General features: G+C 62.9%; 23 protein-coding genes. 8 read left to right on the top strand and 15 right to left on the bottom strand.

All coding sequences use genetic code 11. From position 1 onward, the window contains the following. Positions 1-250 precede the first annotated feature (250 nt). The 6 genes from IB265_RS30695 (at position 251) to IB265_RS30670 (ending at position 6,275) form a co-directional block, all read left to right on the top strand. Complete coding sequence (locus tag IB265_RS30695; RefSeq protein WP_192495641.1) at positions 251-1,795, top strand: ABC transporter substrate-binding protein; 1,545 nt, start codon at positions 251-253, stop codon at positions 1,793-1,795. Positions 1,796-2,012: 217 nt separating this feature from the next. Beyond that, the gene (locus IB265_RS30690) at positions 2,013-2,978 is read left to right on the top strand and encodes an ABC transporter permease (protein WP_192495702.1); all 966 of its coding nucleotides are present in this window, start codon (positions 2,013-2,015) and stop codon (positions 2,976-2,978) included. Then, entirely contained in the window at positions 2,975-3,826 is an 852-nt protein-coding gene (locus IB265_RS30685) for an ABC transporter permease (protein WP_192495640.1), read from the top strand. The genes IB265_RS30690 and IB265_RS30685 overlap by 4 nt, the downstream gene beginning before the upstream one ends. Next, positions 3,823-4,635, top strand: coding sequence for an ABC transporter ATP-binding protein (locus tag IB265_RS30680; protein ID WP_192495639.1), 813 nt, complete (start codon positions 3,823-3,825; stop codon positions 4,633-4,635). Before IB265_RS30685 ends, IB265_RS30680 begins: the two co-directional genes overlap by 4 nt. Continuing rightward, entirely contained in the window at positions 4,629-5,375 is a 747-nt protein-coding gene (locus IB265_RS30675; RefSeq protein ID WP_192495701.1) for an ABC transporter ATP-binding protein, read from the top strand. The genes IB265_RS30680 and IB265_RS30675 overlap by 7 nt, the downstream gene beginning before the upstream one ends. A 192-nt stretch (positions 5,376-5,567) precedes the next feature. Continuing rightward, entirely contained in the window at positions 5,568-6,275 is a 708-nt protein-coding gene (locus IB265_RS30670) for an OmpW family protein (protein WP_192495638.1), read from the top strand. Between the two features lie 71 nt (positions 6,276-6,346). Here the strand turns inward: IB265_RS30670 and IB265_RS30665 are convergent, their stop codons facing one another. The 11 genes from IB265_RS30665 to IB265_RS30615 form a co-directional block, all read right to left on the bottom strand. Beyond that, positions 6,347-6,766 (bottom strand): CBS domain-containing protein, encoded by a 420-nt coding sequence (locus IB265_RS30665; protein WP_057251516.1) that lies wholly within the window; start codon positions 6,764-6,766, stop codon positions 6,347-6,349. An 80-nt stretch (positions 6,767-6,846) separates the two neighbouring features. Further along, positions 6,847-8,958 carry a glycoside hydrolase gene (locus IB265_RS30660; RefSeq protein WP_246806099.1) on the bottom strand — a complete coding sequence of 704 codons (2,112 nt, stop codon included), beginning with the start codon at positions 8,956-8,958 and terminating at the stop codon, positions 6,847-6,849. A 53-nt stretch (positions 8,959-9,011) separates the two neighbouring features. Further along, a complete protein-coding gene (locus IB265_RS30655; RefSeq protein ID WP_192495637.1) occupies positions 9,012-10,010 on the bottom strand; it encodes a glycosyltransferase family 2 protein in 999 nt (332 codons plus the stop codon). Between the two features lie 81 nt (positions 10,011-10,091). Continuing rightward, entirely contained in the window at positions 10,092-10,454 is a 363-nt protein-coding gene (locus IB265_RS30650) for a VanZ family protein (RefSeq protein ID WP_192495636.1), read from the bottom strand. Between the two features lie 139 nt (positions 10,455-10,593). Beyond that, positions 10,594-11,694, bottom strand: a complete 1,101-nt coding sequence (locus tag IB265_RS30645) for a glycosyltransferase family 4 protein (protein ID WP_246806105.1) — start codon at positions 11,692-11,694, stop codon at positions 10,594-10,596. 325 nt (positions 11,695-12,019) lie between these two features. Beyond that, positions 12,020-13,264 carry a glycosyltransferase family 4 protein gene (locus IB265_RS30640; protein ID WP_192495635.1) on the bottom strand — a complete coding sequence of 415 codons (1,245 nt, stop codon included), beginning with the start codon at positions 13,262-13,264 and terminating at the stop codon, positions 12,020-12,022. 9 nt (positions 13,265-13,273) lie between these two features. Beyond that, positions 13,274-14,035, bottom strand: a complete 762-nt coding sequence (locus IB265_RS30635; protein WP_192495634.1) for a polysaccharide deacetylase family protein — start codon at positions 14,033-14,035, stop codon at positions 13,274-13,276. After that, positions 14,028-15,356: an O-antigen ligase gene (locus IB265_RS30630; protein WP_192495633.1), complete on the bottom strand. Its 1,329-nt coding sequence runs from the start codon at positions 15,354-15,356 to the stop codon at positions 14,028-14,030. The genes IB265_RS30635 and IB265_RS30630 overlap by 8 nt, the downstream gene beginning before the upstream one ends. A gap of 13 nt (positions 15,357-15,369) precedes the next feature. Beyond that, entirely contained in the window at positions 15,370-16,986 is a 1,617-nt protein-coding gene (locus IB265_RS30625; protein WP_192495632.1) for a GumC family protein, read from the bottom strand. 128 nt (positions 16,987-17,114) lie between these two features. Further along, positions 17,115-18,263 carry a GNAT family N-acetyltransferase gene (locus IB265_RS30620; protein WP_375293097.1) on the bottom strand — a complete coding sequence of 383 codons (1,149 nt, stop codon included), beginning with the start codon at positions 18,261-18,263 and terminating at the stop codon, positions 17,115-17,117. After that, on the bottom strand, positions 18,253-19,575 hold the full coding sequence (locus IB265_RS30615) for a lipopolysaccharide biosynthesis protein (RefSeq protein WP_192495631.1): 1,323 nt from the start codon (positions 19,573-19,575) through the stop codon (positions 18,253-18,255). The genes IB265_RS30620 and IB265_RS30615 overlap by 11 nt, the downstream gene beginning before the upstream one ends. 270 nt (positions 19,576-19,845) lie before the next feature. Here IB265_RS30615 and IB265_RS30610 point away from each other — a divergent pair, with 270 nt between their 5' ends. Together IB265_RS30610 and IB265_RS30605 are read left to right on the top strand one after the other, a co-directional pair. Beyond that, positions 19,846-20,499, top strand: coding sequence for a HemK/PrmC family methyltransferase (locus IB265_RS30610; protein WP_192495697.1), 654 nt, complete (start codon positions 19,846-19,848; stop codon positions 20,497-20,499). Further along, positions 20,496-21,611, top strand: coding sequence for a hypothetical protein (locus tag IB265_RS30605; protein ID WP_192495630.1), 1,116 nt, complete (start codon positions 20,496-20,498; stop codon positions 21,609-21,611). Before IB265_RS30610 ends, IB265_RS30605 begins: the two co-directional genes overlap by 4 nt. Before the next feature lie 71 nt (positions 21,612-21,682). Here IB265_RS30605 and nadE read toward each other — a convergent pair whose 3' ends face one another. The 4 genes from nadE to asnB are packed head-to-tail and all read right to left on the bottom strand — an operon-like array spanning position 21,683 to position 26,482. After that, positions 21,683-22,690, bottom strand: coding sequence for an NAD(+) synthase (gene nadE / locus IB265_RS30600; RefSeq protein ID WP_057251287.1), 1,008 nt, complete (start codon positions 22,688-22,690; stop codon positions 21,683-21,685). Continuing rightward, entirely contained in the window at positions 22,687-24,234 is a 1,548-nt protein-coding gene (locus IB265_RS30595; protein WP_057251288.1) for a class I adenylate-forming enzyme family protein, read from the bottom strand. Before IB265_RS30595 ends, nadE begins: the two co-directional genes overlap by 4 nt. Before the next feature lie 21 nt (positions 24,235-24,255). Then, positions 24,256-24,522: an acyl carrier protein gene (locus IB265_RS30590; RefSeq protein WP_057251289.1), complete on the bottom strand. Its 267-nt coding sequence runs from the start codon at positions 24,520-24,522 to the stop codon at positions 24,256-24,258. A 22-nt stretch (positions 24,523-24,544) separates the two neighbouring features. Next, positions 24,545-26,482 carry an asparagine synthase (glutamine-hydrolyzing) gene (gene asnB / locus IB265_RS30585; RefSeq protein WP_192495629.1) on the bottom strand — a complete coding sequence of 646 codons (1,938 nt, stop codon included), beginning with the start codon at positions 26,480-26,482 and terminating at the stop codon, positions 24,545-24,547. Positions 26,483-26,594 lie beyond the last annotated feature (112 nt).

Below are 26,594 nucleotides of genomic sequence, written 5' to 3'. Positions count from 1 at the left end.
TTCGCCGGAACCAAACTGGTCCGTGAAGGCTCCCTGATATATCTCGAAAGTGCGCCGGACGACGGAAGGCGAAATACGCGTATGCCCATCCGCCACGGCCGCGGGTACAATTTTCAACTTCGACGGACAAAAGAAACCAATTTTCCCACTAAATTACTAGGGAATAAGTATGATGCATCGCAATCATCCGGTGCGTACATTCGGGTGGCGACGCGATCCGCGTGACAGGCACAATGCAGGAGTTTGGGACATGACTGGCACTATCATCGGTTTTGGCAAGACCGCGGGACAAGCCCGCCGCGCACGAGGGGCAACTCTGGCTGCCGCCACACTGGCGCTCGCTCTGTCGACGAGCACAGCCGTCTTCGCCGAGGACGCCAAGTTTGACCCCAACGCCTCGATCACCATCGGGTCGCTCTACGAGCCGCAGAACCTCGACAACACCGCCGGCGCCGGCCAGGGCATCAACGAAGCCTTCAACGGCAATGTCTATGAAGCGCTGTTCACGCTGACCGATGCGGGCGACGTCCAGCCGGGTCTGGTCGCCGCGCAGAGCGTCAGCGAAGACGGCCTTACCTACACGTTCAAGCTTCGCCCTGGCGTTGCCTTCCATTCCGGCGACCCGCTCACCGCAGCCGACGTGAAGTACAGCATCGAGCGCGTGACCGTCGAGCATTCCAAGAGTTCGCGCAAGAAGAGCCTTTCGACGATCAGCGCGATTGAGACGCCCGATGACCAAACCGTCGTCGTCAAGCTGTCCGCACGCTCGATCTCGCTCCCCTACAATCTGAGCTACGTCTGGATCGTCAACGATGCGGCAAAGGACCTGAACGCCAGCGAAGACGGCACCGGCCCCTATCGCCTCGACGAATGGCGCCGCGGCTCGTCGCTGGCATTGACCCGCAACGACAAATATTGGGGCACAGCACCGACCAATGGCGAAGTCGTCTTCCAGTACTTCACCGATGCGACCGCGCTCAACAATGCGCTTCTGACCGGCGCCGTCGACATCATCACCAGCGTCCAGAGCCCGGATTCGATCGCCCAGTTCAAAGACAATCCCGACTTCACCGTCACGGCAGGCCAGTCGACCACAAAGGAACTGCTTGCCTTCAACGATCGCGTCGCCCCCTTCGACAATGTCAAGGTGAGGAAGGCGATCGCCCGCGCCATCGACGACAAGAAGTTGCTGACGTCGATCTGGGGCGAGTACGGCACGCTGATCGGCTCTTTCGTGCCGCCGACGGATCCGTGGTACGTGGATCTGACCGCCGTCGACGCCTATGACGTCGAAAGTGCCAAGGCGCTGCTGAAGGAAGCGGGCTTTGCCGATGGCTTCACCTTCAAGCTCGACACACCGAACTACGATCCGCATCCGATCGTCGCGCAGTTCATCCAGAGCGAACTCGCCAAGGTCAACATCAAGGTCGAGATCAACGTCATCACCGCCAACGAGTGGTACACGAAGGTCTACAAGGCGCATGACTTCCAGGCGACGCTGCAGGAGCACGTCAACCACCGCGACATCGTCTTTTATGGCAACCCGGACTTCTACTGGGGCTACAACAACCCCAAGGTCGTCGACCTGATCAAGGCCTCGGAATCCGCCGCCAACACAGACGAGCAGACGGCCAAGCTCAAGGAAGCCAACACGATCATCGCGGAGGACGCCGCCAGCAACTGGCTCTACCTCTATCCGCAGATCGTCGTTTCAAGCTCGGCGGTGACTGGCTACCCGGTGAACGGCCTGAACTCGCAGTTCTTCGCCTTCGGCATCAAGAAGAGCGAGCAGTAAGCCAAACCACTTCCGCTTTTCGCGGCACCAAGAGCCCCTGGATCGGATCCAGGGGCTTCTGCGTTTCGCGATCATGGCCGACTTCATCCGCGCCGTTTCGGCCGGCCACGCACAGGTCCCGCTAAAGTAAGGCCCTCGCTCTAGCCTCCCTCTCTGTTTTGATGCAAAAGCCAACTTCTCTGATCACGGCGCCCCGTGAGAAGAAAGGAATGCAGCCATTCTCACCTATCTCGTCCGCCGCTTTGCCATCCTGCTCCTGTCGCTGCTGATCGCGGCGGTGGTGCTGTTCGTGTTGTTGCGCCTGCTCCCCGGCGACCCGGCCAATGCGCTTCTGTCCGTCGGCGCCGATGCCGCGCAGATCGAAAAGGCTCGCGAGCAGGTCGGCTCGAACCTGCCGCTCTGGCAGCAGTTCCTTCGCTTTGCCGGCAGCCTCGCCCGCTTCGATCTCGGCACCTCCTTCGTCAGTGGCAAGCCCGTGATCGAGGAGATCGCCGCGCGGCTGACGGTCACCGTGCCGCTGGCGCTGATGGGCTTCCTGCTTTCCATTCTGATTGCGGTGCCGCTCGGCATCCTTTCGGCCGTCAAGGCCGACCGCTGGTATGGCGGATTGATCTCGACGGTCTCGCAGCTCGGCATCGCCATTCCGGTCTTCTGGGTCGGCATCCTGCTCGTCACCGTCTTTGCCGTCACCTTCCGACTGTTTCCATCAGGCGGCTTTCCCCGCCGCGGCTGGCAGAATGAGGGACAGGTGCTCTATGCGCTGGCGCTGCCTGTACTGACGATCGGGCTCGTCATGGGCGCATCGCTGCTGCGCTACGTGCGTTCGGCGACACAGGATGTTCTCGGCAGCGATTATCTGCGCACCGCGCGCGCCCTTGGCGCCAGTTTTCCGGAAGCCCTCATCCGCCACGGCATCCGCAACGGCGCCGTGCCGATCGTCTCCATTCTCGGCATCGAGCTTGCCACGACCCTGCTCGGCGCCGTCGTCATCGAGCGTGTCTTCGCGCTGCCAGGTCTCGGCTCGATGCTGCTGCTCGCGATCGAGCAGCGTGACTATCCCAACGTCCAGGGCGTGCTGTTCATCTCGACGCTGCTGGTGCTGCTGATCGGCTTTGGTGCCGATCTTACCCAGCGGCTGATCGATCCGCGCCTGCGCGAACGCGCCGTCGGAGGCAGCGCATGAGCCCGGTCGAGACGTCCGTATCCAGACGGGAGCAACGGCACTCTCTTGCCCTCACCGTCGGGCTCGCGCTCGTCGGCGTCAATCTACTCGTCGCCCTGCTCACGCTGTTCTGGACACCGTACGATCCTTTGAACGCTTCCGGTGGCCGACTGGAAGCGCCATCGCTCCTGCACTGGCTCGGGACCGACCGGCTGGGGCGCGACCTGCTCACGCAACTGATGATCGGTGCGCGAACGGCGCTTCTTGTCGGCACCGGCGCCGTTGCGATCGGCGCGACGATCGGCGTCAGTCTCGGCGTTCTCGCCGCCTTTGCAACGCGCATTGCCGACGACGTGATGGCCGCGACGCTCGATATCCTGATCGCCTTCCCGACCCTGCTTCTGGCCATGCTGGTGGTCGCGGCAAGCGACAGCGCCAGCCTCTGGACGGCAATCCTGGCCCTTGGCCTCGCGATCTCCGCCATCGTCGCCCGGCTGACCCGCATCCTCACCAAACGGGTACTGCGCCAGGACTATATCGTCGCCTCGCGAACATCGGGAACCTCCTGGGCCGGTGTCGTCTTCCGCCACGTGCTTCCCAATATCTGGCCCACGCTCTCGGTCAATTTCGCCCTGCAATTCGGCCTTGCCGTCATCGCCGAGGCGTCGCTCTCCTATCTCGGTCTCGGCGCACCGCCGCCGAACGCCTCCTGGGGACGGCTGCTGCAGGAAGCACAAGGCACCGTCTATACGGCGCCGATCGGCGCGATTGCTCCCGGCATCGCACTGGTCGCCCTTGTCATCGGCATGAACCTTCTCGCCGACGGCCTGCGCGACATCGGCGATCCGACACGCGGGAGATCGCGATGACAGCGCTTCTCAACATTCAAGGCCTCTGCATTCGCGCCGGCGATAAGCCGCTGGTATCCGATCTCTCCTTCTCGATCCGGCCCGGCGAGCGCATCGGAATGATCGGCGAGTCCGGCTCAGGCAAGTCGATGACCGCCATGGCTGCGACCGGCCTGCTGCCCGTGTCGATCGGCGTAAGCGGTTCGATCGAGCTTGACAGCCAGCAGGTGGTCGGCGCCACCGACAGGGTCCTGAACCGCCTGCGCGGCGCTGCCGCCGCCGTTGTCTTTCAGGAGCCGCTGACAGCACTCGACCCGCTGATGAAGATCGGCCGGCAGATCGCCGAACCGGTTCGCCGCCGACTGGAGCTGGAGAGCGGCAAGGCATCGAAGGATGCCATCAGCCGTGAAGTCCGCGACCTCATCGACAAGGTGGCGCTGCCACAGCCGGAACGCATCATCAATTCCTATCCGCACGAAGTGTCGGGCGGCCAGCGCCAGCGCGTCGCCATCGCCATGGCGCTCGCCTGCCGCCCGAAGCTCTTGATTGCCGACGAGCCGACGACCGCACTCGACGTCACGACGCAGGCAGAAATCCTCAAGCTACTGGACCAGTTGGTGCGCGAGACCGGCATGGCGCTTTTGTTCATCAGCCACGACCTGCCCGTCGTTGCCCAAGTGGTGGAGCGCGTGATCGTGCTGAAGAACGGCGTTGCTGTCGAAGAAGGGCGCGTCAAGACGGTCTTCGGCAACCCGCAACACGACTACACCAAAACCCTGGTTGAGGCCGCCCGCCTGTTCGACGAAGCGCTCGGGGCAACCGGATCATGATGCTCGATCTTCAAAACGTCAGCTTCGGCTATTCCCGCGAACAGACCACGCTCAACGACGTCTCGCTGTCTGTCCGCCCCGGTACCAGCGTCGGCCTCGTCGGCGAATCCGGCTCCGGCAAGACGACCCTTCTGCGGCTGATGCTCGGGCTCATTCGCCCGACCAGCGGTGTCATTCGCTTCGGCGAGGAGAGCCTCGATACTGGCAACAGTGCCTTCATGCAGCGCTATCGACGCGCGGTGCAGCCGGTCTTCCAGGATCCCTATTCGTCCCTCGACCCGCGCCAGCGGGTGATCGACATCATCGGCGAGCCGCTCAGGTCGTTGCGGATCCCGGGCGATCGCACGCAGACGGTCGCCGAAGCGCTCGAAGCGGTAGGCCTGCCGCTTGACGCGATGCGCCGCTATCCGCACGAATTCTCGGGCGGCCAGCGCCAGCGCATCGCTATTGCCCGTGCGATCGTCGCCCGTCCGCAGATCGTGCTCGCCGACGAAGCGGTCAGTGCGCTCGATCTTTCGACCCGCATCCGCATCGTCGAGCTCTTTAAGACGCTTTCGGAAAAGCTGACGCTGGTGTTCGTCTCCCACGATCTCGGCGTCGTTGCCGCCCTTTGTGAAGAAATGATCATCCTGGAACGGGGCAAGGTGGTCGAGAGCGGCAAGACCCGCGACATTTTGGCTGCACCCAAGCACCCCTATACGCAGCGGTTGCTTGCCAGCATTCCGCGCATGCCGGCCTGACAAGGGATTGCACGAAGTTCGTGGGTCCGGACGAATCCGCCTTTATCCCCAAAGACTTGGTGATTCGTGGCCGCATTGATCCAGGACAACCCCTGAGACGCACATCGTGAGCATAGTGCCGCCGGCCGCAGATACTCTGTGGCCGAACGCCCTGACCGGCGATGTTCAATTTCTTCTGGGGGCCCGGAAATCATGCCTACTCGCGCCATCTTGCCATCTGCCGTCTTCTTTGCCGTACTCGCGGCGCCGCTCGCGATCGCGACGGCGGCAGATCTCTCCGAGCCGAGCGCGGTCGCGGCACCGGAAATGCCTCTCGCCAGCGAGCCCGGCCCATGGATGATCCGTGCCCGCGCGCTGGCCGTCCTGCCCGACGACAAAGCCTCGCTCTCCCTGAATGGCACAGCGCTTGATGGCGAAAAGGTCGGCGTCAGCAATTCCGTCGTGCCGGAACTCGACATCACCTACTTCTTCACCGACAACATCGCGGCTGAACTGGTCCTCGGCACGACGCCGCACACGGCGCGTGGCAGCGGCTCGATCTCCGGTCTCGGCGAAATCGGCAAGGCGTGGCTGCTGCCGCCGACGCTGACATTGCAGTACCACTTCAACGTCACCGACGAGATCAAGCCCTATGTCGGCGCTGGCGTGAACTACACGATGTTCTACAACGAGAAGCCCCGGGGCGATTTCTCGAGCTTCAACATGAAGAACACCTTCGGCGTGGCGCTGCAGGCGGGCGTCGACATCAAGCTCGACGACCATTGGGGTCTGAACTTCGACGTCAAGAAGTTGTTCCTTGAGCCTGAGGTCAACGCAACGCTACCTGGCGCCGGCGCGGTCAGCGGCAAGGTCAAGCTCGACCCGTGGCTGATCGGCACCGGTATCAGCTACCGGTTCTGATCCGTTCGCGGAGCGACGCGAGAAACCGTTTGCGGCGCCGTAGTAGGCGCCGCAACTGTAGAGGCAGGATGTTAGAGGTGATGAGCCGTGACTGCCCGCGCAAGTTCACCTGACAGCTGCCGGCTGCTGGCATGGGATATGTCGCCCAGTGACAGCATGCCGACCATGCGCTTGTCCTCGTCGATTACAGGCAGACGCCGGACCTGTTTCGCTTCCATCAGGTGGACGGCGTGTTCGATCGTCTCACCGGTGCGGCAGTAAACAATATCCCTGGTCATCAAGTCGCGTGCCGTCATCGAAGCGGGATCGCGCCCGTTGGCAAAGGCACGCAAGGCGATGTCGCGATCCGTGACCATGCCGATCAGGCGGTCGTTTTCGCCGACGGGCAAGGCCCCAATATCCTCGTCCCGCATGATGCGTGCGATCGTCTTGATATCTGTTTCGGGAGAGATCCAGCGAGCGCCGGGATGCATGGCTTCCGATATTTTCATCGTACCCTCCTGTGCTTGAAAGCGGCGGAGAGTAAGCTGACATCGTGGCCATTCATTGATCCACTGGCGACAGACGATTTCTATTGCAGCTCGAGAAGGAAATAGGTCGTCGGACCGGAGGGAACGTCGTTTGAGAGACGGAAGGCGACGGCGCCCTTCCCCTTCACGACGGGCGGATGCACAGTCCCATCGAGTCCAACAGGCGAAACGCTCCAGCTCGCAGCGCTTCGCTCCAGCGAAAGGTCCGCATAGCCTTCCCGGATCAGGACAGGCAAACGCCCAAAATCCTCGATCACCTTCTCTTCGGTGTCGCGAAATGTCATGCCGGTGTTCTGCGCATCGGTCGCAAAGATCAAGAGGAAACGGCGGCTCTTGCTCAGAGATGCTTCGCCATCGAGCGCCGAGACCGCGACGAGCCCGTTGCCGTCGGCCCCTTCGATGCGCAGGACGCCGAGATCGATAGGCTCCCGCAGCGACGAGAAGGCTGCGGCTTCGGTTGCAGTCGTTGCAACGCGCAATTGCCCGGCAAAACGGTTCAGCACGATCTCGCCTGTGCTGCTCTGATAGATGCCGGCATCGATGTTCGTGCCATTGTCCCTCGGAAGCACGCCGCTTTGGCGCAGGCTTTCGAGGAGCGCTTCGCTGTTTTGCTGACGTGGTTGCAGCACCGCAGGAGTTTCGCCTAGCCGGTTCGCGTCCTCAAGTCCGATCCGCCCGATGAGTGCAAGATCCGTCAGATATTCCGGCTCCCGCGCCTGCATGTCGTCAGATAGATCCTCTTCACCACGCACGGCAAACGGAACGGTTACGTCCGATGTCGCAACGTCCCCGCGGCGGTAAAGCAACGCTGCCAGCGTCTCGCCGGCACGGGCGACGGGATCGAGCGCGATCGCGTAGGGCAGCATCGCCTTCTTGTGCGGAAAGGGCTCGCCATAGGTAAGAACAATCGGGCCGTGACCGTGGCGGCAAAGCGCATCCCAGCCTTGGAGCGCCGCATAGGCCGGCATCGCCAGCCCCGCCTCGTAGCGGTAGCGGTTCCAGAAAAGATGATCGTACTCGCTGACCACGAAGGGCCTGCCGAGCCAGCGCGCTGCCGCGATCATCCGGAGATAGTTCACCCCGTCGGCAATCGAGCTGACCTGGGTGGTTTTGCTTCCCGGCGCGTAGCCGCTGACCCAGTCGTGATAGGTGTTCATGGTCACGGCTTCGAGGTCGCGGCGGCTGAGCGACGCCTGGACCGTCGGCCAATTGTTGTAGTTGCTGATCAGGCCGCGGTAGCCAAGCCGGCGCAGCACCGCGCTCATTCGTGCGGTTGTGGCCCGTTCCGTCTCGATGAAGAAAGCCTGCAGATTCCGCAGACGCGCGCTGTCGCCGTAGCGGTCTGCGGGAAGCTCGACCGATCTCGCCTCGATCGTCTCATCGGAGCGAAGATCGGGCCAAGCCTTGGCCAAAGCTTCGGTGGAGCCATAGCGTTTCGCCAGCCAGTCATTGAACGGCTTCGCGAGCAACGGATCGTAAGGCGCTTTTCCCGGCCGATCGTGCACGACAGCGTCGAACTCCATCCCGTTCTCATTGGCGAGAATGACGACCGCCAGGGCATCGTCGCGGATGGGCGCGACGCCCGTATAGGGATTTACGCGCGCAAGGATCGTTTCCTGCATGCGCTTCCAGTGATCGAACGCCCGGTCATCCACAAACAGCTCGAGCTTGAGGTTTCCTCCATCGTCCCAACGGTCGTCAAAGCCGCCATAGACGCCGCGCAACGACGAGAGGCCATCGACCATCCAATAGATGCTGTTGCGCTTCAGCGCCGCAAGCAGATAGTGAATGCGGTCGAGTGTCTCGGGGTCGAAGTCGAAATCCCGGTCACGGCCGAACATCAGGCTGGCATCGACGAAATGCAGTCGAGCGAGATTGTAGCCGCGCATCGCCAACTGCCGGGCGTAGCGATCGGCCGTTACGTGATCGGGAAACCCGCCGGAAGCCGGGCTCCAGGCGAGTGACGCGCAGAGCATCCTTTCAGGTTTTTCGGGCGAGCTCGCGAACGCGAGCCGGCCATTGGCGCCTGCGACCAGGCGACGATCCGCATCGATCGTCCCGTTCGGCAGGAAAGAGGAAAAGTCGAGCGGACTGCCTGTGCGCAGTTCGAGCGAGACTTCGCGCACAGGAAGCCACTGATCGGATGCGCGCATGGGCGAACCAAGTGCGAGAAGCATTGCCAGAGCAGCGAACAGCCGACGCCCCGTCACGCCGAGGCCCCGAGCAGCTTGCTCTCGATCGGCGCATCGGGCTTCCGGCGCGCCCGGAAGAAACCGACCGGCAGGGCCGCCGCATGGAAGAACCAGGCGACCACGGTATAGAGCCCCATGCTGATGCCTCCTTTGCGCAGGCTCATGAGCCCGACGACGCCGGCGAGGATCGCAAGGACCACGCCGAGCGCGAGCGCCTTGTTAGGCATGAAAAGCAGCAGGCCGAGCGAAACCGCCCACCAGAGATAGACCAGCGCCCAGAGCTTGAGCTCTGGCAGCTCCCTGATGAGCTGCAGGAAATAGGGCCGGCCAAGCGATGCGCGCAGCAGCTCGCCAATGCCGAACAGATACTTGCTCTTCCAGCGGCGGACGAGCAACCGGTAGGAATTGTCCGTGTGGCCAAAATGCTGGACGAAGCGGCGGTCGAGGCGATGCAGATTCCAGCCGGCACTGCGCAGCCGGATACCGAGGTCGAACTCCTCGTAGCCATGGAGATTGCGATCGGAGAGATAGCCGACCGCCTGGATCGCCGAGCGGCGATAGAGGCCGCCGCCGTTCATGCGGTCGATCGCGCCGATGCGGTTCTCCGGCGCATTGCGCGTGACCCGCCGGGCAAATTCGAGGTTGGAGGTGAGCATCTCCTGGACATGACCGGTGACGCCGCCGACCTTGGGATTGTCGGCCAGGAATGCCTCGGCAACCTCAAGGAAATCGCTGTCCAGAAGCATGTCGCCATCGAGCAGGCAGATGTGCTCGTGGCGGGAATACTGGAAACCGAGCTGCGGACCGATCCCGCAACTTGGAAGCGCCGGCGGGCTGATCTGGGCGATGACGACCGGATAGAGGGAGGCAATCTCTATGGTTCTATCGGAGGAACCGCTATCGGCAACGATGACCTCACCGCCGACCGCCTTGAGCGCGACAAGCGCGCTCTCGATGTTCGCGGCGATGCGCTTTTCTTCGTTCAGCGTCTTGATGATGACGGATACTGCCACGCGTTCCCCCCATATCAACTGCGCGTCGACAACCGCGCCCAAGTCGCGGGCGATATTACCCGCGATATTTTGCGTTTTGGTTTACCGCCCCAGCAAGCGCAGCAATGGCAACCGATAGCGAAAGAGGAACCAGCCGCCGAAGACGCCGCAGGCACCACCGAGAAGCTTGACGGCGACATCAGCCGCCCGCGCATGGCGATCCGCCGAAATCATCTGCAAGAGTTCGAAGCCGATCGCGGTGGCAAGCACGAGAACCAAGACACGCATGAGGTGCTTCGGATAGGCGATCGCGAACAGCAGCCCCAGCAGGCCGAAAGCGCCGAACCGCTCGAGGTGGACGAGATGCCCGATGCGCGGACGCAGTTCGAGGGGAGACATCGTCGAATAGGCGATCACGGAAAAAAGGAGCCAGGCGAAAAGGCCGGCGGCGCGCTTGAGGTTCATTGTCAGCTTGTCTTCCAGGCGGCGTGCAAGGCACGGCAATCGTCGAACGGGCCACGACGGCGCCCGCCTGCCCGTCCAAACGTGCAAGGCGCGCTGTCGTACATAATTGGCGAAGACACGGGCAGACGCAAACGTCAGCCTATTTCGCCAGCAATGCGCTATACACCGCCGCAGTCTTTTGCGCCACGCTTGTCCAACTGTAGGTAGCTTCCGCGTGGGCCGTGCGCTCCCGCACATCGTCATCGCTGAGTGGCGCAGCAAGCTTTGCGGTGATGCCGGCTGCAAGCGCATCGATATCGCCCAGCGGAAAATACTCGTCGGGCGCAAGGTCCAGTTCCCGGTTGGGAATGATATCACTTGCCAGCAAGGGCAGGCCGTAGGCCATCGCCTCCAGTAGCGCGATCGGCATGCCCTCATGGCTTGAAGGCAGCACGAACAGGGCGGCATTGGCGAAGAGTTCTGCCAGTCTATCGCCGGACTGGAAGCCGGTAAGCACAACCCCCGGCACCTCGGCGGCGAGGGTTCTCATCTCTCGGACATAGGGTGTCTCGAACTCCGCGCCGCCAGCGATAACGAGCCGGACATCCATCAGCCCACATTTCGCAAAGGCCCTGATGAGATCGAGCTGCCGCTTCTCCGGAACCAATCGTGCGGCGAGCAGGATGTAGCGTCGCGGCGCCAGGCCAAATTCATGCAGAATACCGGCGTTGCCGGAGGGCAGCGTAATCGCGACACCATTTGGGACCAGCGTCATCGACACATGGTGGCGGGTGCGCATGGTTTGGACGATATCCTGCGATATCGCCACGCGCCCGTTCGAGAACCGCATGCCGAAGAACTCGCCGAGCTTCAGCGTGCGCCTGGCAAAGGCGCCCCATTTCTGCCGGTCGTAGTCGTAGCCATGATGGGTGACGACAACCTTCAGTCCGAAAACGCGTGCAAGCGGCGTCATCAATGCCGGGCCGATGGCGTGGATATGCAATACGTCCGGCCGCCGCCAGGCGGCAAGACATACGCCGAGGAACGTGTGAACCAGCGCCTCCAGCGCCATGCGGCGCGGCGACCAGAGAGGGATGACCTCGACCCCGTTCCAGGCGTAGCAGTCGCTTTCCTGAAGATAGCGCCGACGCCCGACGACCTCGACATCCCAGCCGTAGCCCAGGAGTTTGCTGGCGAGCATTTCAACGTGTTTCTCGACACCGCCCTGGACGTTCGGAATACCGCGCAAGCCCAGCATCATCACGCGCTTGCGCTCGCCTCTGGCGGCAACAGCTCCACTCTGGACGGCCAGAGCCCGCTGCCTCCCAGACAGAGCCGCGCCGCGCCGGGGCATCTGCGCGCGTCCCTCGGACAGCCCGGATTGTGCCATCTCCTGTGCAATCACCGGCTGCTGGCGGTGACTTCGCGAGACATCAGAGTTACTGCTCATGCGTCGCCTCGAAAGTTGTCCGTACCGGATTTCACGGCGAAATACTTATCGACCAAGTAAATATTTCATTGACCACTTATATAACTGACCAGAAACCATACGGCGAGCCCACTTTACTACAAATTGCGCGCGACGGTTAACGGCGCCGGCCCTCGCCCGCCCCGAGCGATGCATAGAGGTCAAGTGTTCTGTCGCGATAGGCGGCAGCCGAGAATTCACTGGCGACCCAGCGCCGGCCCGATGCCCCCATGGCCGCACGTTCGGAGGAAGGGAGCGCCGCCATCCGCGTCAATGCGCGCGCGAGATCGTCAGCATCACCGGGTTTTGCCGTCATCCCGGTCTCACCTTCCCGGATCATTTCGGGAATACCGCCGATCGATGCGCCGATGACGGGTCGTCCCAAGGCATAGGCTTCAAGCACGCTGATCGGCGCGTTCTCGTACCATTCAGACGGCAGGACCAGGGCGCGTGCTTCCCCAATCAGACGGTGCAGGGCCTGGCCCGAGAGATAACCGGCGAATGTGACATCGGCCCCCGTCTGCTCGACGAGTGCGCGAAGCATCGCTTCCTCGGGCCCGGTTCCGGCAATCACCAGGCGCTGGCGCGACGATGCCGCCGCTCGTATCAACGTCCCCAACCCCTTCTCCGGCGCCAGACGTCCGGCGAAGACGAGGTAGTCGCCCTCTGTCCAGTGGTCGGAATAATCGTCGACGTCGACGAAGTTCGGAATGTGGACCATGCACTCCCGCGGCCATCCCCACTCGACCAGCTTCTCGACGTAGAACTTGCTCGGCACGACGATGCGGTCCACCTGGTTGCGGTAGAGACCGAGCGCGCGGTGGACCAGCGTTTCCGCAAGCACCACCGCGCTCAGCGTCACCTCTCCCTTGATGCAGCGGTGGCGCAACACGTTGTAGACGTGCCCGCCGCGACAGTCCTCGCAGACGGCGCCGTCACGCAGCATCTTGTAGGAGGGGCAGGCAAGCTTCAGGTCGTGCGCCGTCATGACGACAGGGATGCCGGCTTGCTTCAGCGTCGAGAAGATCGCCGGCGACAGATGATGATAGACATTGTGCGCATGGGCGATCGAGGGCCGGGCACTCCGGATCAGCCGGTCGACATTGCGCTGCGCCTCGCGCGAATAGATCACGCTCGCCGCCTGCACGACCTTGCGCAGCAGATTGGTGCGCCGGCCGTATTCGATCTCGGAGACGAAATAGTCGGACCATGGCGAAGGCTCGTTGTCCTCATGCTCCATGGCGAAGGGCACCACGTCCCAGCCGATGTCGCCGAACATTTTCACATGGTCGAAGAAAACCGCTTCGGCGCCGCCGCGGCGATAGAAGTAGTTGTTGATTGCGAGCAGCCGCTGACCGGACATGGCGCTCCCCTACCAGCCGAGCCTGTCGAGCACCCGCTCGACGGGCAGGACCATGCATCCCTTCGCGACCGCGTATTCGACGAGGTGTTCGAAGGTCTCCGGCGTGCAGCCATAGGGCGTCGGACGCGCGGCGATGTCGTGGGTAAAAAACACGAGCCAGCCGGGGCGGGCGACCACATCGTCGATCCATCCGCTCAGGGCGCGCGCATCCGCTTCCGGCTGACGGATCTCCACTGCCTTCAGCATCAACGGGTCGACGGCGGTGCGATTGATGCTTTCGCCAGCGGCGCGGCAGGTGCGGTAGCGCCGCCTCAGCTCCCGGCGCGACAGCGGCCAGGCGGCATTGTAGGGAAAGGCGAAATTCGTCGCTGCCGGCCCGACACCGCTGCGCTTCAGATAGTCGGCATTGCGGTCGAGATCGCGAGCAAGACCGGCAGCACCCAGGCGCCTGATCTTGTTATGTGAAAAGGTATGGCAGCCGACTTCGTGGCCTCGATCGGCGAGATCGGCGCAGCCCTCCGCTGAGATCAGAGTGCGATCAACCTCGACGCGATCGGCCAATCCGCCAGCGATGTAGAACGTTCCCCGCGCACCGTGGCGTTCGAGGATCGTTGCCCCGTTATGAAGCGCAGTATCCGGCACGTCATCGAAGGTGAAGGAAACGAGCGGCACATCGGTCACAACGTCGCGCGGCTTGGCCGCGAAGCGCCAGATCAACCGGTTGGCGACGCGATCGACAAGGCCGTCGACGGTTTGCAGGAGATCAGGCATAGACGGCTCCGGATTTTACCTGCTGCGGGGCCACCGAGAGAACCGCGCGCGACTGTAGGTGCAGGCCGTAAAGGGAAAAGAGGAAGGTGAACCAGAGGAGGTTGCCGCCCTCGAAAAACAGGCTTTCGAGGCCGGCGTTGAAGATCGTGTAGAGCCAGACGCGGATGTAAAGCCGGGTCAGATGCGAATGCTCCACGGCCGGTGCCAGGCGCGCGATGTTGCGGAGAGGCAGGACCAAAAGCCAGATCACTGTCAGCAACAATCCGGGAAAACCCGTCGTCAGGGCGATGTCGAGATAGGAGTTGTGACCATTTGCGGCAGCCACAGCCCAGGTCTCGATCGAGCCCCCGCTGTTGACCAGTTCCGACGTCTGCCAGAAAGCCTTGAAGCCGTAGCCGGTGATCGGTTGTTCGGCGAGCGCCGTGAAGGCAAAGCGCCAGATATCGGCGCGGTTGGTAAAGGTCGCATCGATGCCAAGCTCGGTGACGAAGTCGCTAAGTGGCTTGAACACAGCGGAGCCGACGGCGAAGAGATTGAACAGACCGACCCCGCCGATAACGATCGGGATGCGCAGAAAGCGGAACCGCTCGAAAACCCAGGCAAGCAGCACAATCGCCGGCAGCATGGCGGTCGAAGTCTTGCCGCCCGTGTGGAGCAGGAAGTTGAACGACAGAACGACGATAGCCACCCCGGCCACGCGCGACCAGACGTTCATGACGAAGAGACCGAAGAAGGCGGCAATCACCATGGCCGCCGCGGCGCTGTTCTTGTGGGGGAAATGACCACGCCAAAGGCCGGCGTTCATCGGTTCGCGCAGTTCGGAGGCCTGGTGGATCGCCAGGGTCGGCTTGAAGAGAATGCCGTAGTAGGCGACCGTCAGCATGAACAAGGTGCCGATACCGAGCATCTTGGCGAAATGTCGCTCCGAAGCGGGCAGCAGCAGGTAAATGCTGGCGTTGATCGTCACCATTACGGCGAGCACGGTCCCCTTGATGCCGAACATCGGATAGGCCGATATAGCCGAGACGAACAGGAACCAGATGTAGAGCACGGCCAGCAATGGCCGCGGCTGCAGGATGATGCCCCGCATCGGGTGCGCCAGCCCATAGGCGAACATGCCCGCGAAAAGTGCAAGCGATACGATCTGGTTCAAGCGATTGGAATTGCCGGCCGAAGGATCCAGCACCGCCGCCCCGGTCAGGTCGATGAAGGGCGTGGTCGTTATCCAGAAGAACAGGAACGTCGCCATGAAGAGCACGGTTCCTATACGGACGCGGAGCAGGTCCGCCGGGCTCTCCTCGCGATAGACGGCGCTCGTCATGCCGTCCCCTTTCTCAGGCCACTGCGGGCCGGCGTCCGCGCAGGAAACGCCAGAGCCCCAGCGTCAGGGCCAGGCCGATACCAAGCGCGAGACCGAAGATCGCGCCTCCCGCGAGCAGGATCAATGTCCGCGGCGGCCAGCTCCGCGCATTCGGCGGCAAGGCGCGCGAGATCACGCGGACATTGGTCGTGTCGATCTGCTGGCGCTCGGTGATCTGCTGGGCGCGCGCCAGGTGGGTCTCGTAGATTGTGGCCTTGGCACGGGCATCTCTCTCGAGATCCCGAAGTTGCACCTGGGCTTCGTTGTCGGAAAACACGTTGGACTTCTCGTCGCTCGCCTTGGCCCGCAGGGCAGCAAATGCCTGCTGCTCGCGATCCATGTCCGCCTTGGCACGATCGAGAATGCGGCGCGCTTCGTCGGTCATCGCCCCTTCCAGCGTCGTGCGCTCGGAGCGGGCATTGACGAGACGCGGATGGCGCTCGCCATAGGTGCGCTGCATCGAGGCGATCTGCTGCTGCAGCACGTTATATTGCTCGCGCAGGTTCGTCATGTTGACGGATTCGAACTCCGAGGCGCTCGCGGTTCGGCCCTGAGCGATGGCATCGTTCATCTGCCGGTAGCGCGTATCCGCCTGGATGAAGCGCTGCTGGGCGTCGAGAACCTGCGTGTTCAGTTCGTTCGAAAGCTGATTGCTGACGAGCTGGCCGTCGTTGGTCGACTGCAGACCATTCTTGCGGCGGAAATCCTCGACGGCGCGTTCAGCCTCGGTGACATTGTGGCGCAATTCATCGAGGCGCGCATTGAGGTTCTGGGCAACACGGCCGGCGCTCTCGGCGGCAGACTGAAACAGCTCCTGCTCAAAGGCCGCGACGATCGTGTTGGACAGTGTCACCGCCTTCGCCGCCTCCTCGCTCCAGACCTTCATGACCACGACGAAGGAGCGCTCCTCGCGCCGGGCTTCGACGCGCTCCGATAGCGCTCGCATCGCGGCAAGTTCATTTCCTGCCTGCTGCTCCGCCTTCGTCGAAAAGAGGCTCTTCAGCGAACCGAAGGCCGAGGGCTTCACGAACTCCGGATCCTCGGCAAGGTGCAACTGGTCGATCACGCGCGACAGCACGTTGCGCGATGTGAGAATGCGAAGCTTGCTTTCGACTTCCAGCAACTGCGCGTCGCGCTGCGGGTTGGAGGTGAAAACGTCGTCGCTGACGACATTGAGATTGGAGGGGTCGACAACGATGTCGGTGTAGACATTGTAGCGCGGCGTCGCCGTCATCGCATAGGCAAGCGCGGCGGCCACGCAGAGCATCACTGCGACGACGATCCAGAGGAGCCCGTCCCGCAGCCAGCCGATGATATCATCGACGCCGACGTTGCCGAGTTCGTTCAATCCCGGGAAGTAACTTTCGCGACGCACCGGTGGAGTAGCCACAGCGGCCCTGGGCTGCAGCCGCGACGCTCCCAAGGGCTCGTCGGGTTGCAAGCGCGCATTCGCGGGCTTATCGGCCACCTGCTCCGCTTCCGGCAAGTCAGACGACAGCAGATCGAGCAACGAGCCTCTCGCGGCCGGTGCACGCTGATCGTGCGCCGGCTGGCTGGGCCTCCGTTTCTCGGCCTCGTCCGGCCTATACATAAGCATCCCTCACGCACGCCCATCAAGACGCGAAGATCGTGACCCCGCGAGCCGCCATCTATCGCAGAATTAAGGTTGTAGGGTGAATATTCCGTTAAATGGCAGGGCTTGCCGCTTAACGCGCGGGGTCAGAAGTCAGTCAGCAACCGGCTCCAGCTCTCTGATGCCAGTCCGCCGACATAGATGTCGTTGCGTTGCGCGGCATCCTTGAGATCCGCGTGCCGGGTCACCATGCAGAAGTAGCCGCGATGATGGAAGGAGAGCCATCTCTGGCGAGAGATCGCGTTCATCAGGAAAGGCTGCGCGCTGCCGGTGGCAAGCACGTAGCCCTCCGCATCAAGCGAATGGAACATTTGCGCGGTGACGTCGAACTCACGGCCCGCCTCGCAGACGATGTTGAGCACCGTCGCCGTCTCGCCGGCCTTGCCGAAATAGAGATAGGCGCCGATCACGCGCCCGCCCTCATCCACGACCTCCCGGCTCAGGAGTTCCCCCAGAGTGCTGTTCAAACTGGCGACGGCCGTCAGCCAGTCGAATTCACTGCGGGACCAGACGGGTCTGACGGCAAAACGCTGGAGCATCGGCCCGGCGCATTCGACAAAGGCCGCGGGATCGATGGCGCGCGTCGCGCAACCGGCTCGCGCATCCGGCTTCGTCCGGGGGCGGCGGCGGCGCAAGATTCGATCGGCAACCGCAAGCGGCCCCAGGACGACGCGCGACCGGAGGAGCGGCGCCTGCCGGCCGATCGTCAGAGCCCAGGCTTTGAGCGGCCGAAAGGCACGGCGCCAATCGAGGCTCTGTATCGGAAGCACGACGCCCCCGCCTGCCACCCAATGGTCCGCACTGACCGGCGACGAATTGTCCGAAAAGCACATGTCCTGTCTGGCGGCGCGCATGGCGCGGGCAAGGCAGGCCGCGCCGACTGCGCCGGCCTTGCCTTCCGACATGAAGGCGCAAAGCAGTTTCGCCACCGTATGTCGGCCATTGACCGTGAACTCCATCGGGAGCGCCAGTATGGCGCTGCCGATACCGCCAGTCCCGTCGTCATAGACGATGCTGCCGTTGTCCGGGGTATAGAGCGGGCTGCCGAAGAAGGTGGTCTCGAGATACCGCTGAAGCTCTTCGCTCGCCGCCTGTTGGCGCTTGCGAAAGATCCGGGTGAACATGCTGCTGACGATGGGGATATCCCGAGGCTCCATGGCCCGTACGTTGCCCAGGCGCGGCGTTTCCCGGCCGAGCGGCCTTGCGGCATGGCTGTTTTCGGCCTCAAGTTTCATGGGCCATCCTCGTTGCCAGAGACGCGCCGCCAGCGGCCTGCTCCCGATCATTCCGCACGAAGCGCAGGAAGACGGTCCAGGACACGATGACCATCGCGATTTCGATGACGTAGAAGGAGACGAAGGTTCCGGTCGGCGGCGCATGCCAGGTGGCCCAGGCCGTAAGCGCGGCGCCGAGCACGCTGCCGAGGCCCATGACCGAGGCGCGCGCCGGATGGTGCCCAGATGCGCCGAGCGCCTCCATCGCCACCGTCCACATGGCAAGCGGCACCACGACCCAGCAGAGGATGCGGACGAAGGAAACGAGCGACACGTAATCCTTGCCGAAAAGATAGGGCAAGACTGGAGCGAGCACAAAGACCGCGACGGCAGCAGCGATACTGATCGAGGTGGCGGCAATCAGCACCTTGCGCACACGTTCGAACGCATGATGCAGCCCGGTTGCAGTCGCTTTCGCGGAGCCGGGATAGATCAACCGGTTCAGCGCTTCGACCGACAGATAGCTGCTCTCCAGCATACGCCGCGCGACGCTGTAGCTCGACATGACCTCGGCAGTCGCCACCAGGCTCAAAACCAAGAGGTCGGCATTCTGCCTGACGGCCCGCAGGATGAACGGGATGCTGAAATAGAGCCCCAGCGGCAACTCTTCACGGACGATGCCATAGGTCGGACGCCCCAGCACCTTGACGGCACGCCAGCATCCGACAGCCACGAGCACATGACAGATGAACTGCCACACCGCCCAGGAGGCGACCGTCGCAACTCCGAACGCGATACAGGCGAGCGCGGCGGCAATGGTGCGCGCCACGGCAAAGCCGACGACGACCTTGTTTGCCGAGGCAAAATTCGAATGCGCGAGGAAAATCTGCTCCGCCAGCACGATGATGCGAACGAAGACGATGTTGGTGATGAGCATCAGCGTGATCACCGCGACATTGGTGGCGGGATCCGGTGACAATGTGAAGAAGAATGGCAGGACGGCAGCGCCGAGCAGAACCAGGATCACGCCGCTCACGGCGGTCAGCAGAATATTGTGCCCGAGCATGCGCGCGTACATGCTGCGATCGCGCGCCACGCGGCGCACCAGGCATTCCATCGCGCCGAGACCGCACAGGTGCACGGCGATGTTGGCGACAGCGGTAATTGCGACGAAAACGCTGAACTCATGCACGCCGAGCCAGCGCGCCAGGATAGCAAACGTCAGAAGCTGGGCGGCGGACCCGATGACGAGGCTGCCGCCGGATGCAGCATAGGACATGATCATCGAGAGGAACGGTCTGTGCGCGCGTTCCTTCACACCTTCCGAAGCCATTCCGATCTGCCTTTGACACCAACCAGCCGTTCATTGCCCAGAAGCGCACTCAATGACAGCGAGCAATCGCCTTTGATCGCTGCGCAAGGTAGCAGGTAGAGATGATTGCGCGGTTAACACATGCGCCGCAATTGCATTTGAGCTTCATTTACCCGATTACAATAGGCTGCAGCACTGCGCGTCTACAGATTTATCCAGGAACAATTCGACCGAGGACATGAGGGGGTGGCCGTGCCGCACAACGACAATCATATCCGTCTGCATCGTTTCATGGGCGTGGAGCTTGAACTGGCGCCCGACGTTCTCGTCCCGCGCGAGGAAACGGAGCTCCTCGGAAGAAAAGCCGTGTCGATCCTCGCGGATGGCCCTTCGGCACCGACCGTCATCGACATGTGCTGCGGCTCTGGAAATCTCGCACTCGGTATCGCCAACGATGTCCCGTCTGCCCGCGTCTGGGGCGCCGACCTCACGGACAGCACCGTTGCGCTGGCGCGCCGCAACGTCGACCGGCTCGGAACCGGCGCACGCGTTGGCATCCGGCAGGGGGATCTCTTCGCCGCCTTCGAAGGCGATAATCTCGAAGGCGCGGTCGATATGATCGTCTGCAACCCGCCTTACATCTCGACCGGACGGCTGGAGGGAGACCGGGCGCACCTGCTTGAAAGCGAGCCGCGTGAAGCCTTTGATGGCGGCCCCTATGGCATATCCATTCACCAGCGCCTGATCCGCGACGCCGTCGCCTTTCTGAAGCCGGGCGGCTGGCTGCTGTTCGAGTTTGGCGAGGGCCAGGATCGACAGGCGGCGGCCCTTCTGTCGCGCATCAAGACCTATGAGCCTGTGACGTTCGCAACCGATCGCGACGGCAAGCCACGCGTCGCCATCGTCAGAAAAATCGATGACCGGGCCGGAAGCTTACCCACATGAGCGAAATCCGTTCGCTCGAACGCGCGGACATCCCGGCGATTGCAGGCATGTTCCAGCGGGTGTTCCGCAATGACCAGAGCACACCGCCGCCGGCACTTGCCGATTACATGCAGCAGCTTTACCTCGATGCGCCCGGCTGCGATCCGCAGATACGCCCCCTCGTGCACGTGAACGACAAGGGCGTCATTTCCGGATTTGTCGGCGTCAACGTCCTGCCAATGGTGCTGAATGGCCGCCGGCTGCGCGCCGCCATCTGCGGCTCGCTGATGGTCGAGGATCGCGAGAGCGACCCCCTGGCCGGAGCGCGCATCCTCAAGGCCTTTCTGGCCGGCCCACAGGATCTTTCCTTCAGCGAAACCGCAAGCGACGTCTCGATGCAGATGTGGACACGGCTTCGGGGCGTCGTCCTGCCGCAATACAGCCTCGATTGGGTGCGTGTCATCCAACCCGCTTCCTTCAGCCTGAGTGTAGCGGCCAACCGCATCAAGCCGGCGCGGCTTGCCGCACCCTTCGCGCGGGCCATTGACAGTGCCTACCGCAAGCGGATGGCGCCGGGCGAACAACGTTGGTCCGCCGTCTCTGCCGCCGGCATCGGCCAGGCCGGTTTCACGACACAGGAAACCGATCGCAACGGCTTTGCCGCTGTGGTCGATCGTTTCATCGCGCAGTTTCCGCTGCGCCCCGAATGGGCCGAAGGGCAGCTCGACTACATTCTCGGTGATGCGGAGCAAAAGCCCGAACAGGGAGAGCTCGTCTACGCTCTGGTCGCGGCGCGCACCGGCACGCTCGTTGGCGCTTTCGCCTATTACGCCAGGGCGGGTGCGATCGGACGGGTCCTCCAGGTTTTGGCGCTGCCGGGCCAGGCCGGCCCGGTCATCGACTGTCTTGTCGATCATGCCGCCAAGCGTGGACTTCCGGGCCTACGGGGACGGACACAGCCGGTGCTTATGGAAGCCATGCTCGGGCGCCGGATTGCCTTCGTCCATGTCGCCTCGACCGTGCTCCACTCCCGTGACCCGGCAATCGTCCAGGCCTGCCGGGACGGGCAAGGCTTTTTCAATGGTATTGCCGGAGAGCATTGGTGCCGGCTGATCGCCGGACAGTTCGACTGACCAGGGCTTCGGTTATTGCGGCGCTTCCTTGAAGCCACCGCAACAACCTCGCCGAGCTACGCGGCTCGCGTTCAGCCCTTGATCTCCTCCACCGGCTGCACGAGCTGGGGACCCAGATGCAGGTAGCGCGTCGCCTTGCGCTTCGCGGCGATATCCGCCCAGACGCGCTCCACCTGCGTGACCGTCAGGCCTGCCGCTTGAGCGACGGCGTCGATCTCGATACCGTTGTTGAGCCCGTAGAGGCAGAGGTCCATGCGGTCGTATGGCAGCGAGAAGTAGAATTCCTCCTGCGTCTGCTCCAGCGAATAGGTGTCGGTTGTCGGCGGCCTGCGCCGGATCTCCTCAGGAATGCCGAGATGGGCGGCAAGCGCGTAGACCTGCGACTTGTAGAGATGCGCGATCGGCTTGACGTCGGCCGCGCCGTCACCGTTCTTGACGAAGAAACCCTGGTCGTATTCCAGCCGGTTCGGCGTGCCGAGCACGGCGAAATTCAGCCGGTCGGCGTGGTAATACTCCACCTGCTTGCGCGTGCGCTGCTTCATGTTGGTGGCGGCGACGATGCCGAGATAGACCGAAGGCGGCATGCGATGCTTCGACTGCGTGCCTTCAGGGCTTTGAACCACGAGCGAGGAAATGTTGTAGCCTTCGCCTTCGAGCGCATTGGCGATCACGATCTTCGAGGCCCATCCGTCACCATAGTCCGGAACCAGTTCGCGAATGAATGCATCGCGACGCTCGTAGCAGCCCATCGCCTTCAGCGTCGGACCGATATCCTCGATGATTGCCTCGACGCCGAAGGTCTCGGCGACGAGGCGGCCAAAGCGCAGGCTTTCCGGATCGGAATCGTTTTCCGGCATGAACAGGCAAAAGACATTCTTGGCGCCGACGGCGCGCACGGCCAGCGCGACCGAAACGCTCGAGTCGATACCACCGGAGAGCCCGAGCACCAGACCGCGCTTCTTCATCGACCGCAACTGCTCACGCAGCCCGGCGACGATCCGGTCAGTCTCGGCCGCATGATCGATCGTCAGCGTCTCGGCCGAAAACGGGCGCGCGCCCTCAGTCATCAGAATGTTCATTGGGCGGGCTCCATCGTCTCAGCCGCAAGGCGGCGGCTGACCTTACCAGTATCCGTCTTCGGAAGTTCGGTGCGGAACTCGACAATCTTCGGCACCATGAAATCTTCGAGATGGCGGGCGCAGTGGCGAATAATGTCCTTGTCCGTCAGGCTGGGATCGGACAGCACCACCAGCGCCGCAATCGCGTGGCCGAGCACCGGATCGGCGACGCCGACCACCACGGCCTCGGCGATGCCCGGATGCGCATGCAGCACGGTCTCGACTTCCTTGGGCGCGACCTTCTCGCCGCGCGTCTTGATGATGTCGTCCTTGCGGCCGACGAAATAGAGGAAGCCCTCTTCGTCGGCCTGGAAGAGGTCGCCCGTATAGAGCACCTTTTCCCATCGGTTCGTCCCCGGCCGCAGCATGCGCTCGGTCGCGGCATCGTTGCGCCAGTAGCCCTGCATGACGTGGGGACCGCGAATGACAAGTTCACCGGGAACGCCCGGCGGCGCGCGTTGGCCTTCGTCATCGACGACGAACGCCTCGGTGTTCGGGATCGCGATGCCGACCGAACCCGGCCGGCGGTCGAGTTCTTCCGGCGGCAGATAGGTGCATCGCTTGCATTCCGTCAGCCCGTACATCGAATAGAGCCGGGCGCCCGGAAAGAGCTCGCGGAGCCGCGCAATATGCGGCGGCGGCAAGGCAGCGGCGGTGTTGGAGAGATAACGCAGGCTCGGCAGGAAGCCGGGTTCCAGATCGCGCATCTGCAGGATCATCGCCGCCATCGTCGGAACCAGTGGGAAGCCGGTAACGCCCTCCTCCCGGATCCGCTCGAAGATCGCATGCGGGAACGCGAAGGATTTTTCGAGCACCAGCGTCGCGCCGATGCGGATCGCCATCAGCATCTGGTAGAGGCCGTAGTCGAAGGCAAGCGGCAATACGTTGAGGATGATATCGTCCGGTTCGTTGCGCAAATAGGTGGTGATCGAATCCGATGCAGCATCGATGTTGCGATGGGTCATCATCACGCCCTTCGGCCGACCGGTCGAACCCGAGGTATAGATCAGCATCGCAAGGTCGACATCGATGCCGCGATGCGGCACGGGCGTTGCCACTTCCGCGAGGCAGGTTTCGAAGGAGATCGCGTCAGCCGGCGTCTGGCCATTGGGCGCAGCCGTCGAGGCAACGAAGAGATCCGAGTTGCCGCTCAGCGCCTGGGCCTCCGCCACGATCGGCATCAGCTTTGCCTGCGTCAGGATCGCCGCCGCCTCGCAGTCGGTGATGATATAGGCGAGCTTGTCCGCCTTGGTCGAGGCGTTGATCGGGCTGAAGGTCGCGCCGGCCTTCAGGATCGCGAAGATCGAGACAGCCGCTTCCCAGCAATTGTCCATGAAGACGAGCACGCGATCGTTGCGTTTGACGCCGGCCCGCGCCAGCGCGGCAGCCAGCCTGCCCGTTAGGTCGTCGAATTCGCCGTAGCTAAGGCGACGGCGGTCGGTGACCAGCGCCGTTTTCGCCGCTTGCCTGCCGGCATTGCCAATAAGGAATTGCTCGAACCGCATGGACGCCCCCTCGCGCCTAGATTATGCCGTGGCCGGCGCCCCGACCCGGGCCTCGATGAAGGCCGAAATGCGCGCAAGCGAATCGAGATTCGCAGGCACGATGTCGGCGTCGCCCATGACAATGCCGAACTGATCTTCGATGAAGGCCACCAGTTCGAGAACGCCAGTTGAATCGATGATGTCATTCTCGATCAGCGAGGCTGTATCGGCGAGATCGTAGGACGTATCGCCGAACAGGAAGTTTTCGATGACGAAGGCTCTAACCTTGTCTTTGATCGTTTCCGTCATGTGGTTTCCTTTCCTCAATAGTTCAGGCTGCTTCCGCCGCGCGGACGCTGGTGCCGGTAAAGATTTGCAGCCAGAGCTGTGTCGACAGGACTCCGACGAAAGCCGCATTGTCGCGGAAGCCGGTGACCGGCTGCGACTGGCATTTTTCGTAGAGCTTCGTCACGGCTTTGGCATTGAAAAGCCCGCTGTCGCTGACGCGCGCCTCGCTCATGACATCGCGAACGTAATCGAGTTCGCCCACCCCGGTGAAGGAATGGCTGTCCGGCGCGCGATAGGGCTGCTTGGTTCTCTGGCCGATGGACGGGGGCAACAGATCCTTCGTCGCTTCGCGCAGGATATGCTTCTCCACCAGCCCCTTCAGCTTCATTTCGGGCGGCAGACGGGTCGCAAATTCGACGAGGCGATGATCGAGGAACGGGAAGCGTCCTTCGATCCCGTGGGCCATGGCCATGCGATCGCCCTGGCTCGACAGGATATAGCCCGGCAGCAGGAAGCGGCTTTCGAGGTATTGCGCCTGGTGCAAGGGGTGCCAGCGTCCGAAGGCTGCCGGAAGCCGGCTCGCCAGATCCTCTGCCGCATCGTAGTTGCTCAACCGCGTACGCAGATCGCCCGAGAAGAAGATCTTGGTCGCCGCCGTGCTCTTGAAGCGTGGCCGGTGCGAGAAGAGCGGATCGTCGAGCGGCACGTCGCCGGCGCCGAAGAACGCGGCGAGATACTCCGCCGATTGCTGCTGCAGGCCCGGGATGTAGGGATAGAGCTTGCGAAAGAGGTGCGGGCGAATGCGCGACCCGGGCTGGCGGCCGCAGAACCGACGGACCCGCGCCTCCTTGAAGATATCGTAGCCGGCAAAGACCTCGTCGGCGCCTTCGCCCGTCAGAACCACCTTCAGCCCCTGCTCCCGGACGAGACCCGAAAGCTGATAGAGCGGTGCCGGCGCCGTTCGGATGATCGGTCGCTCCGCAAAGCGGATCACCTCCGGAAAAGACCGCGCAATGTCGCCCGCCCGGCAGGCAACGGCGCTGTGATGCGTGCCGAGCGCTGTCGCCATTTCCATCTGGAAGGCGCTCTCGTCATGCTCCACGCTATCGAAGGTGACGGAGAAGGTCCTCAGCCCCCGCGGCGCCATGCCGGTCGCCATCGCCGCGACAATGGAGGAGTCGAGCCCGCCCGAAAGGTAGGAGCCGACGGGAACATCGGCGCGCATCCGGATCCGGGTGGCATCCGTGAGCAGCGCGCGCAGTTCTTCGGCAGCGGCACGGTCGTCCGTGAACAGCGGCGACGCCCCGCGGTCGGGATAGTCGAGTTGCCAGTAGGGGCGGATCGCGACCTTGCCCTTTTCTGCAATCATGAGATGCGCCGGCTCAAGCTCATGAATGTCGCGAAAACCGGTGCGCGGCGCGATCGGCGCCCAGAGCGTGAAGATCTGATCGAGCGCGATGGGATCGAGTTCGGCAGAAACGCCCGGCACCTGAAGCAGGGCCTTGATCTCGGATGCGAAGTAGAGGGTGCCGCCATGGTTCATGTAGAACAGCGGGCGTACGCCCATCCGGTCGCGCGCCAGCATCATCCGCTGGCGGCGGCGATCCCAGATGGCGAAGGAAAAGTCGCCATTGAGACGGGACAGGCATTCCTCCCCCATGACATCGTAAAGATGGAGGATCACTTCGGTGTCGCTCGAGGTGCGGAAGCGCCGGCCCTTGGCACGCAGCTCATCGCGCAATTCGACATAATTGAAGATCTCGCCGTTGAAGGCGATCGTCAATTCACCGCTCTCGTCCGACATCGGCTGCTGGCCGTCGCCGAGACCGACGATCGACAGGCGCGCATGACCAAGCCCGGCCTCCTTGTCGACGAAGACGCCGTTCTCGTCCGGGCCGCGATGGGCAATCGCGGAAACCATTCTCTCGAGGAGGTGCTTTGCGTCTGGAATTGAGCCGAAATAGCCACCGAAACCGCACATGTTCAAATACTTTCACACCGGTCGATCACCGCTGAAGCATAATCCGCATGAGGTACTCATGGGTTAAATCTCCGGCATTTTCTGGTTGTATGGTAAATGCCACGGTTCGGGC

The organism is Ensifer sp. ENS10 (assembly GCF_014852025.1).
Lineage (GTDB): Bacteria > Pseudomonadota > Alphaproteobacteria > Rhizobiales > Rhizobiaceae > Ensifer.
Note: the sequence above shows the minus strand (reverse complement) of the source record. Positions and strands in the feature narration are given on the sequence as shown.

Coding starts and splice junctions, on each gene's coding strand:
- IB265_RS30695 (WP_192495641.1), top strand. CDS start 251: ATGACTGGCACTATCATCGGTTTTGGCAAGACCGCGGGACAAGCCCGC.
- IB265_RS30685 (WP_192495640.1), top strand. CDS start 2,975: ATGAGCCCGGTCGAGACGTCCGTATCCAGACGGGAGCAACGGCACTCT.
- IB265_RS30680 (WP_192495639.1), top strand. CDS start 3,823: ATGACAGCGCTTCTCAACATTCAAGGCCTCTGCATTCGCGCCGGCGAT.
- IB265_RS30670 (WP_192495638.1), top strand. CDS start 5,568: ATGCCTACTCGCGCCATCTTGCCATCTGCCGTCTTCTTTGCCGTACTC.
- IB265_RS30665 (WP_057251516.1), bottom strand. CDS start 6,766: ATGAAAATATCGGAAGCCATGCATCCCGGCGCTCGCTGGATCTCTCCC.
- IB265_RS30660 (WP_246806099.1), bottom strand. CDS start 8,958: ATGCGCGCATCCGATCAGTGGCTTCCTGTGCGCGAAGTCTCGCTCGAA.
- IB265_RS30650 (WP_192495636.1), bottom strand. CDS start 10,454: ATGAACCTCAAGCGCGCCGCCGGCCTTTTCGCCTGGCTCCTTTTTTCC.
- IB265_RS30645 (WP_246806105.1), bottom strand. CDS start 11,694: ATGATGCTGGGCTTGCGCGGTATTCCGAACGTCCAGGGCGGTGTCGAG.
- IB265_RS30640 (WP_192495635.1), bottom strand. CDS start 13,264: ATGTCCGGTCAGCGGCTGCTCGCAATCAACAACTACTTCTATCGCCGC.
- IB265_RS30635 (WP_192495634.1), bottom strand. CDS start 14,035: ATGCCTGATCTCCTGCAAACCGTCGACGGCCTTGTCGATCGCGTCGCC.
- IB265_RS30630 (WP_192495633.1), bottom strand. CDS start 15,356: ATGACGAGCGCCGTCTATCGCGAGGAGAGCCCGGCGGACCTGCTCCGC.
- IB265_RS30625 (WP_192495632.1), bottom strand. CDS start 16,986: ATGTATAGGCCGGACGAGGCCGAGAAACGGAGGCCCAGCCAGCCGGCG.
- IB265_RS30620 (WP_375293097.1), bottom strand. CDS start 18,263: ATGAAACTTGAGGCCGAAAACAGCCATGCCGCAAGGCCGCTCGGCCGG.
- IB265_RS30615 (WP_192495631.1), bottom strand. CDS start 19,575: ATGGCTTCGGAAGGTGTGAAGGAACGCGCGCACAGACCGTTCCTCTCG.
- IB265_RS30610 (WP_192495697.1), top strand. CDS start 19,846: ATGGGCGTGGAGCTTGAACTGGCGCCCGACGTTCTCGTCCCGCGCGAG.
- IB265_RS30605 (WP_192495630.1), top strand. CDS start 20,496: ATGAGCGAAATCCGTTCGCTCGAACGCGCGGACATCCCGGCGATTGCA.
- nadE (WP_057251287.1), bottom strand. CDS start 22,690: ATGAACATTCTGATGACTGAGGGCGCGCGCCCGTTTTCGGCCGAGACG.
- IB265_RS30595 (WP_057251288.1), bottom strand. CDS start 24,234: ATGCGGTTCGAGCAATTCCTTATTGGCAATGCCGGCAGGCAAGCGGCG.
- IB265_RS30590 (WP_057251289.1), bottom strand. CDS start 24,522: ATGACGGAAACGATCAAAGACAAGGTTAGAGCCTTCGTCATCGAAAAC.
- asnB (WP_192495629.1), bottom strand. CDS start 26,482: ATGTGCGGTTTCGGTGGCTATTTCGGCTCAATTCCAGACGCAAAGCAC.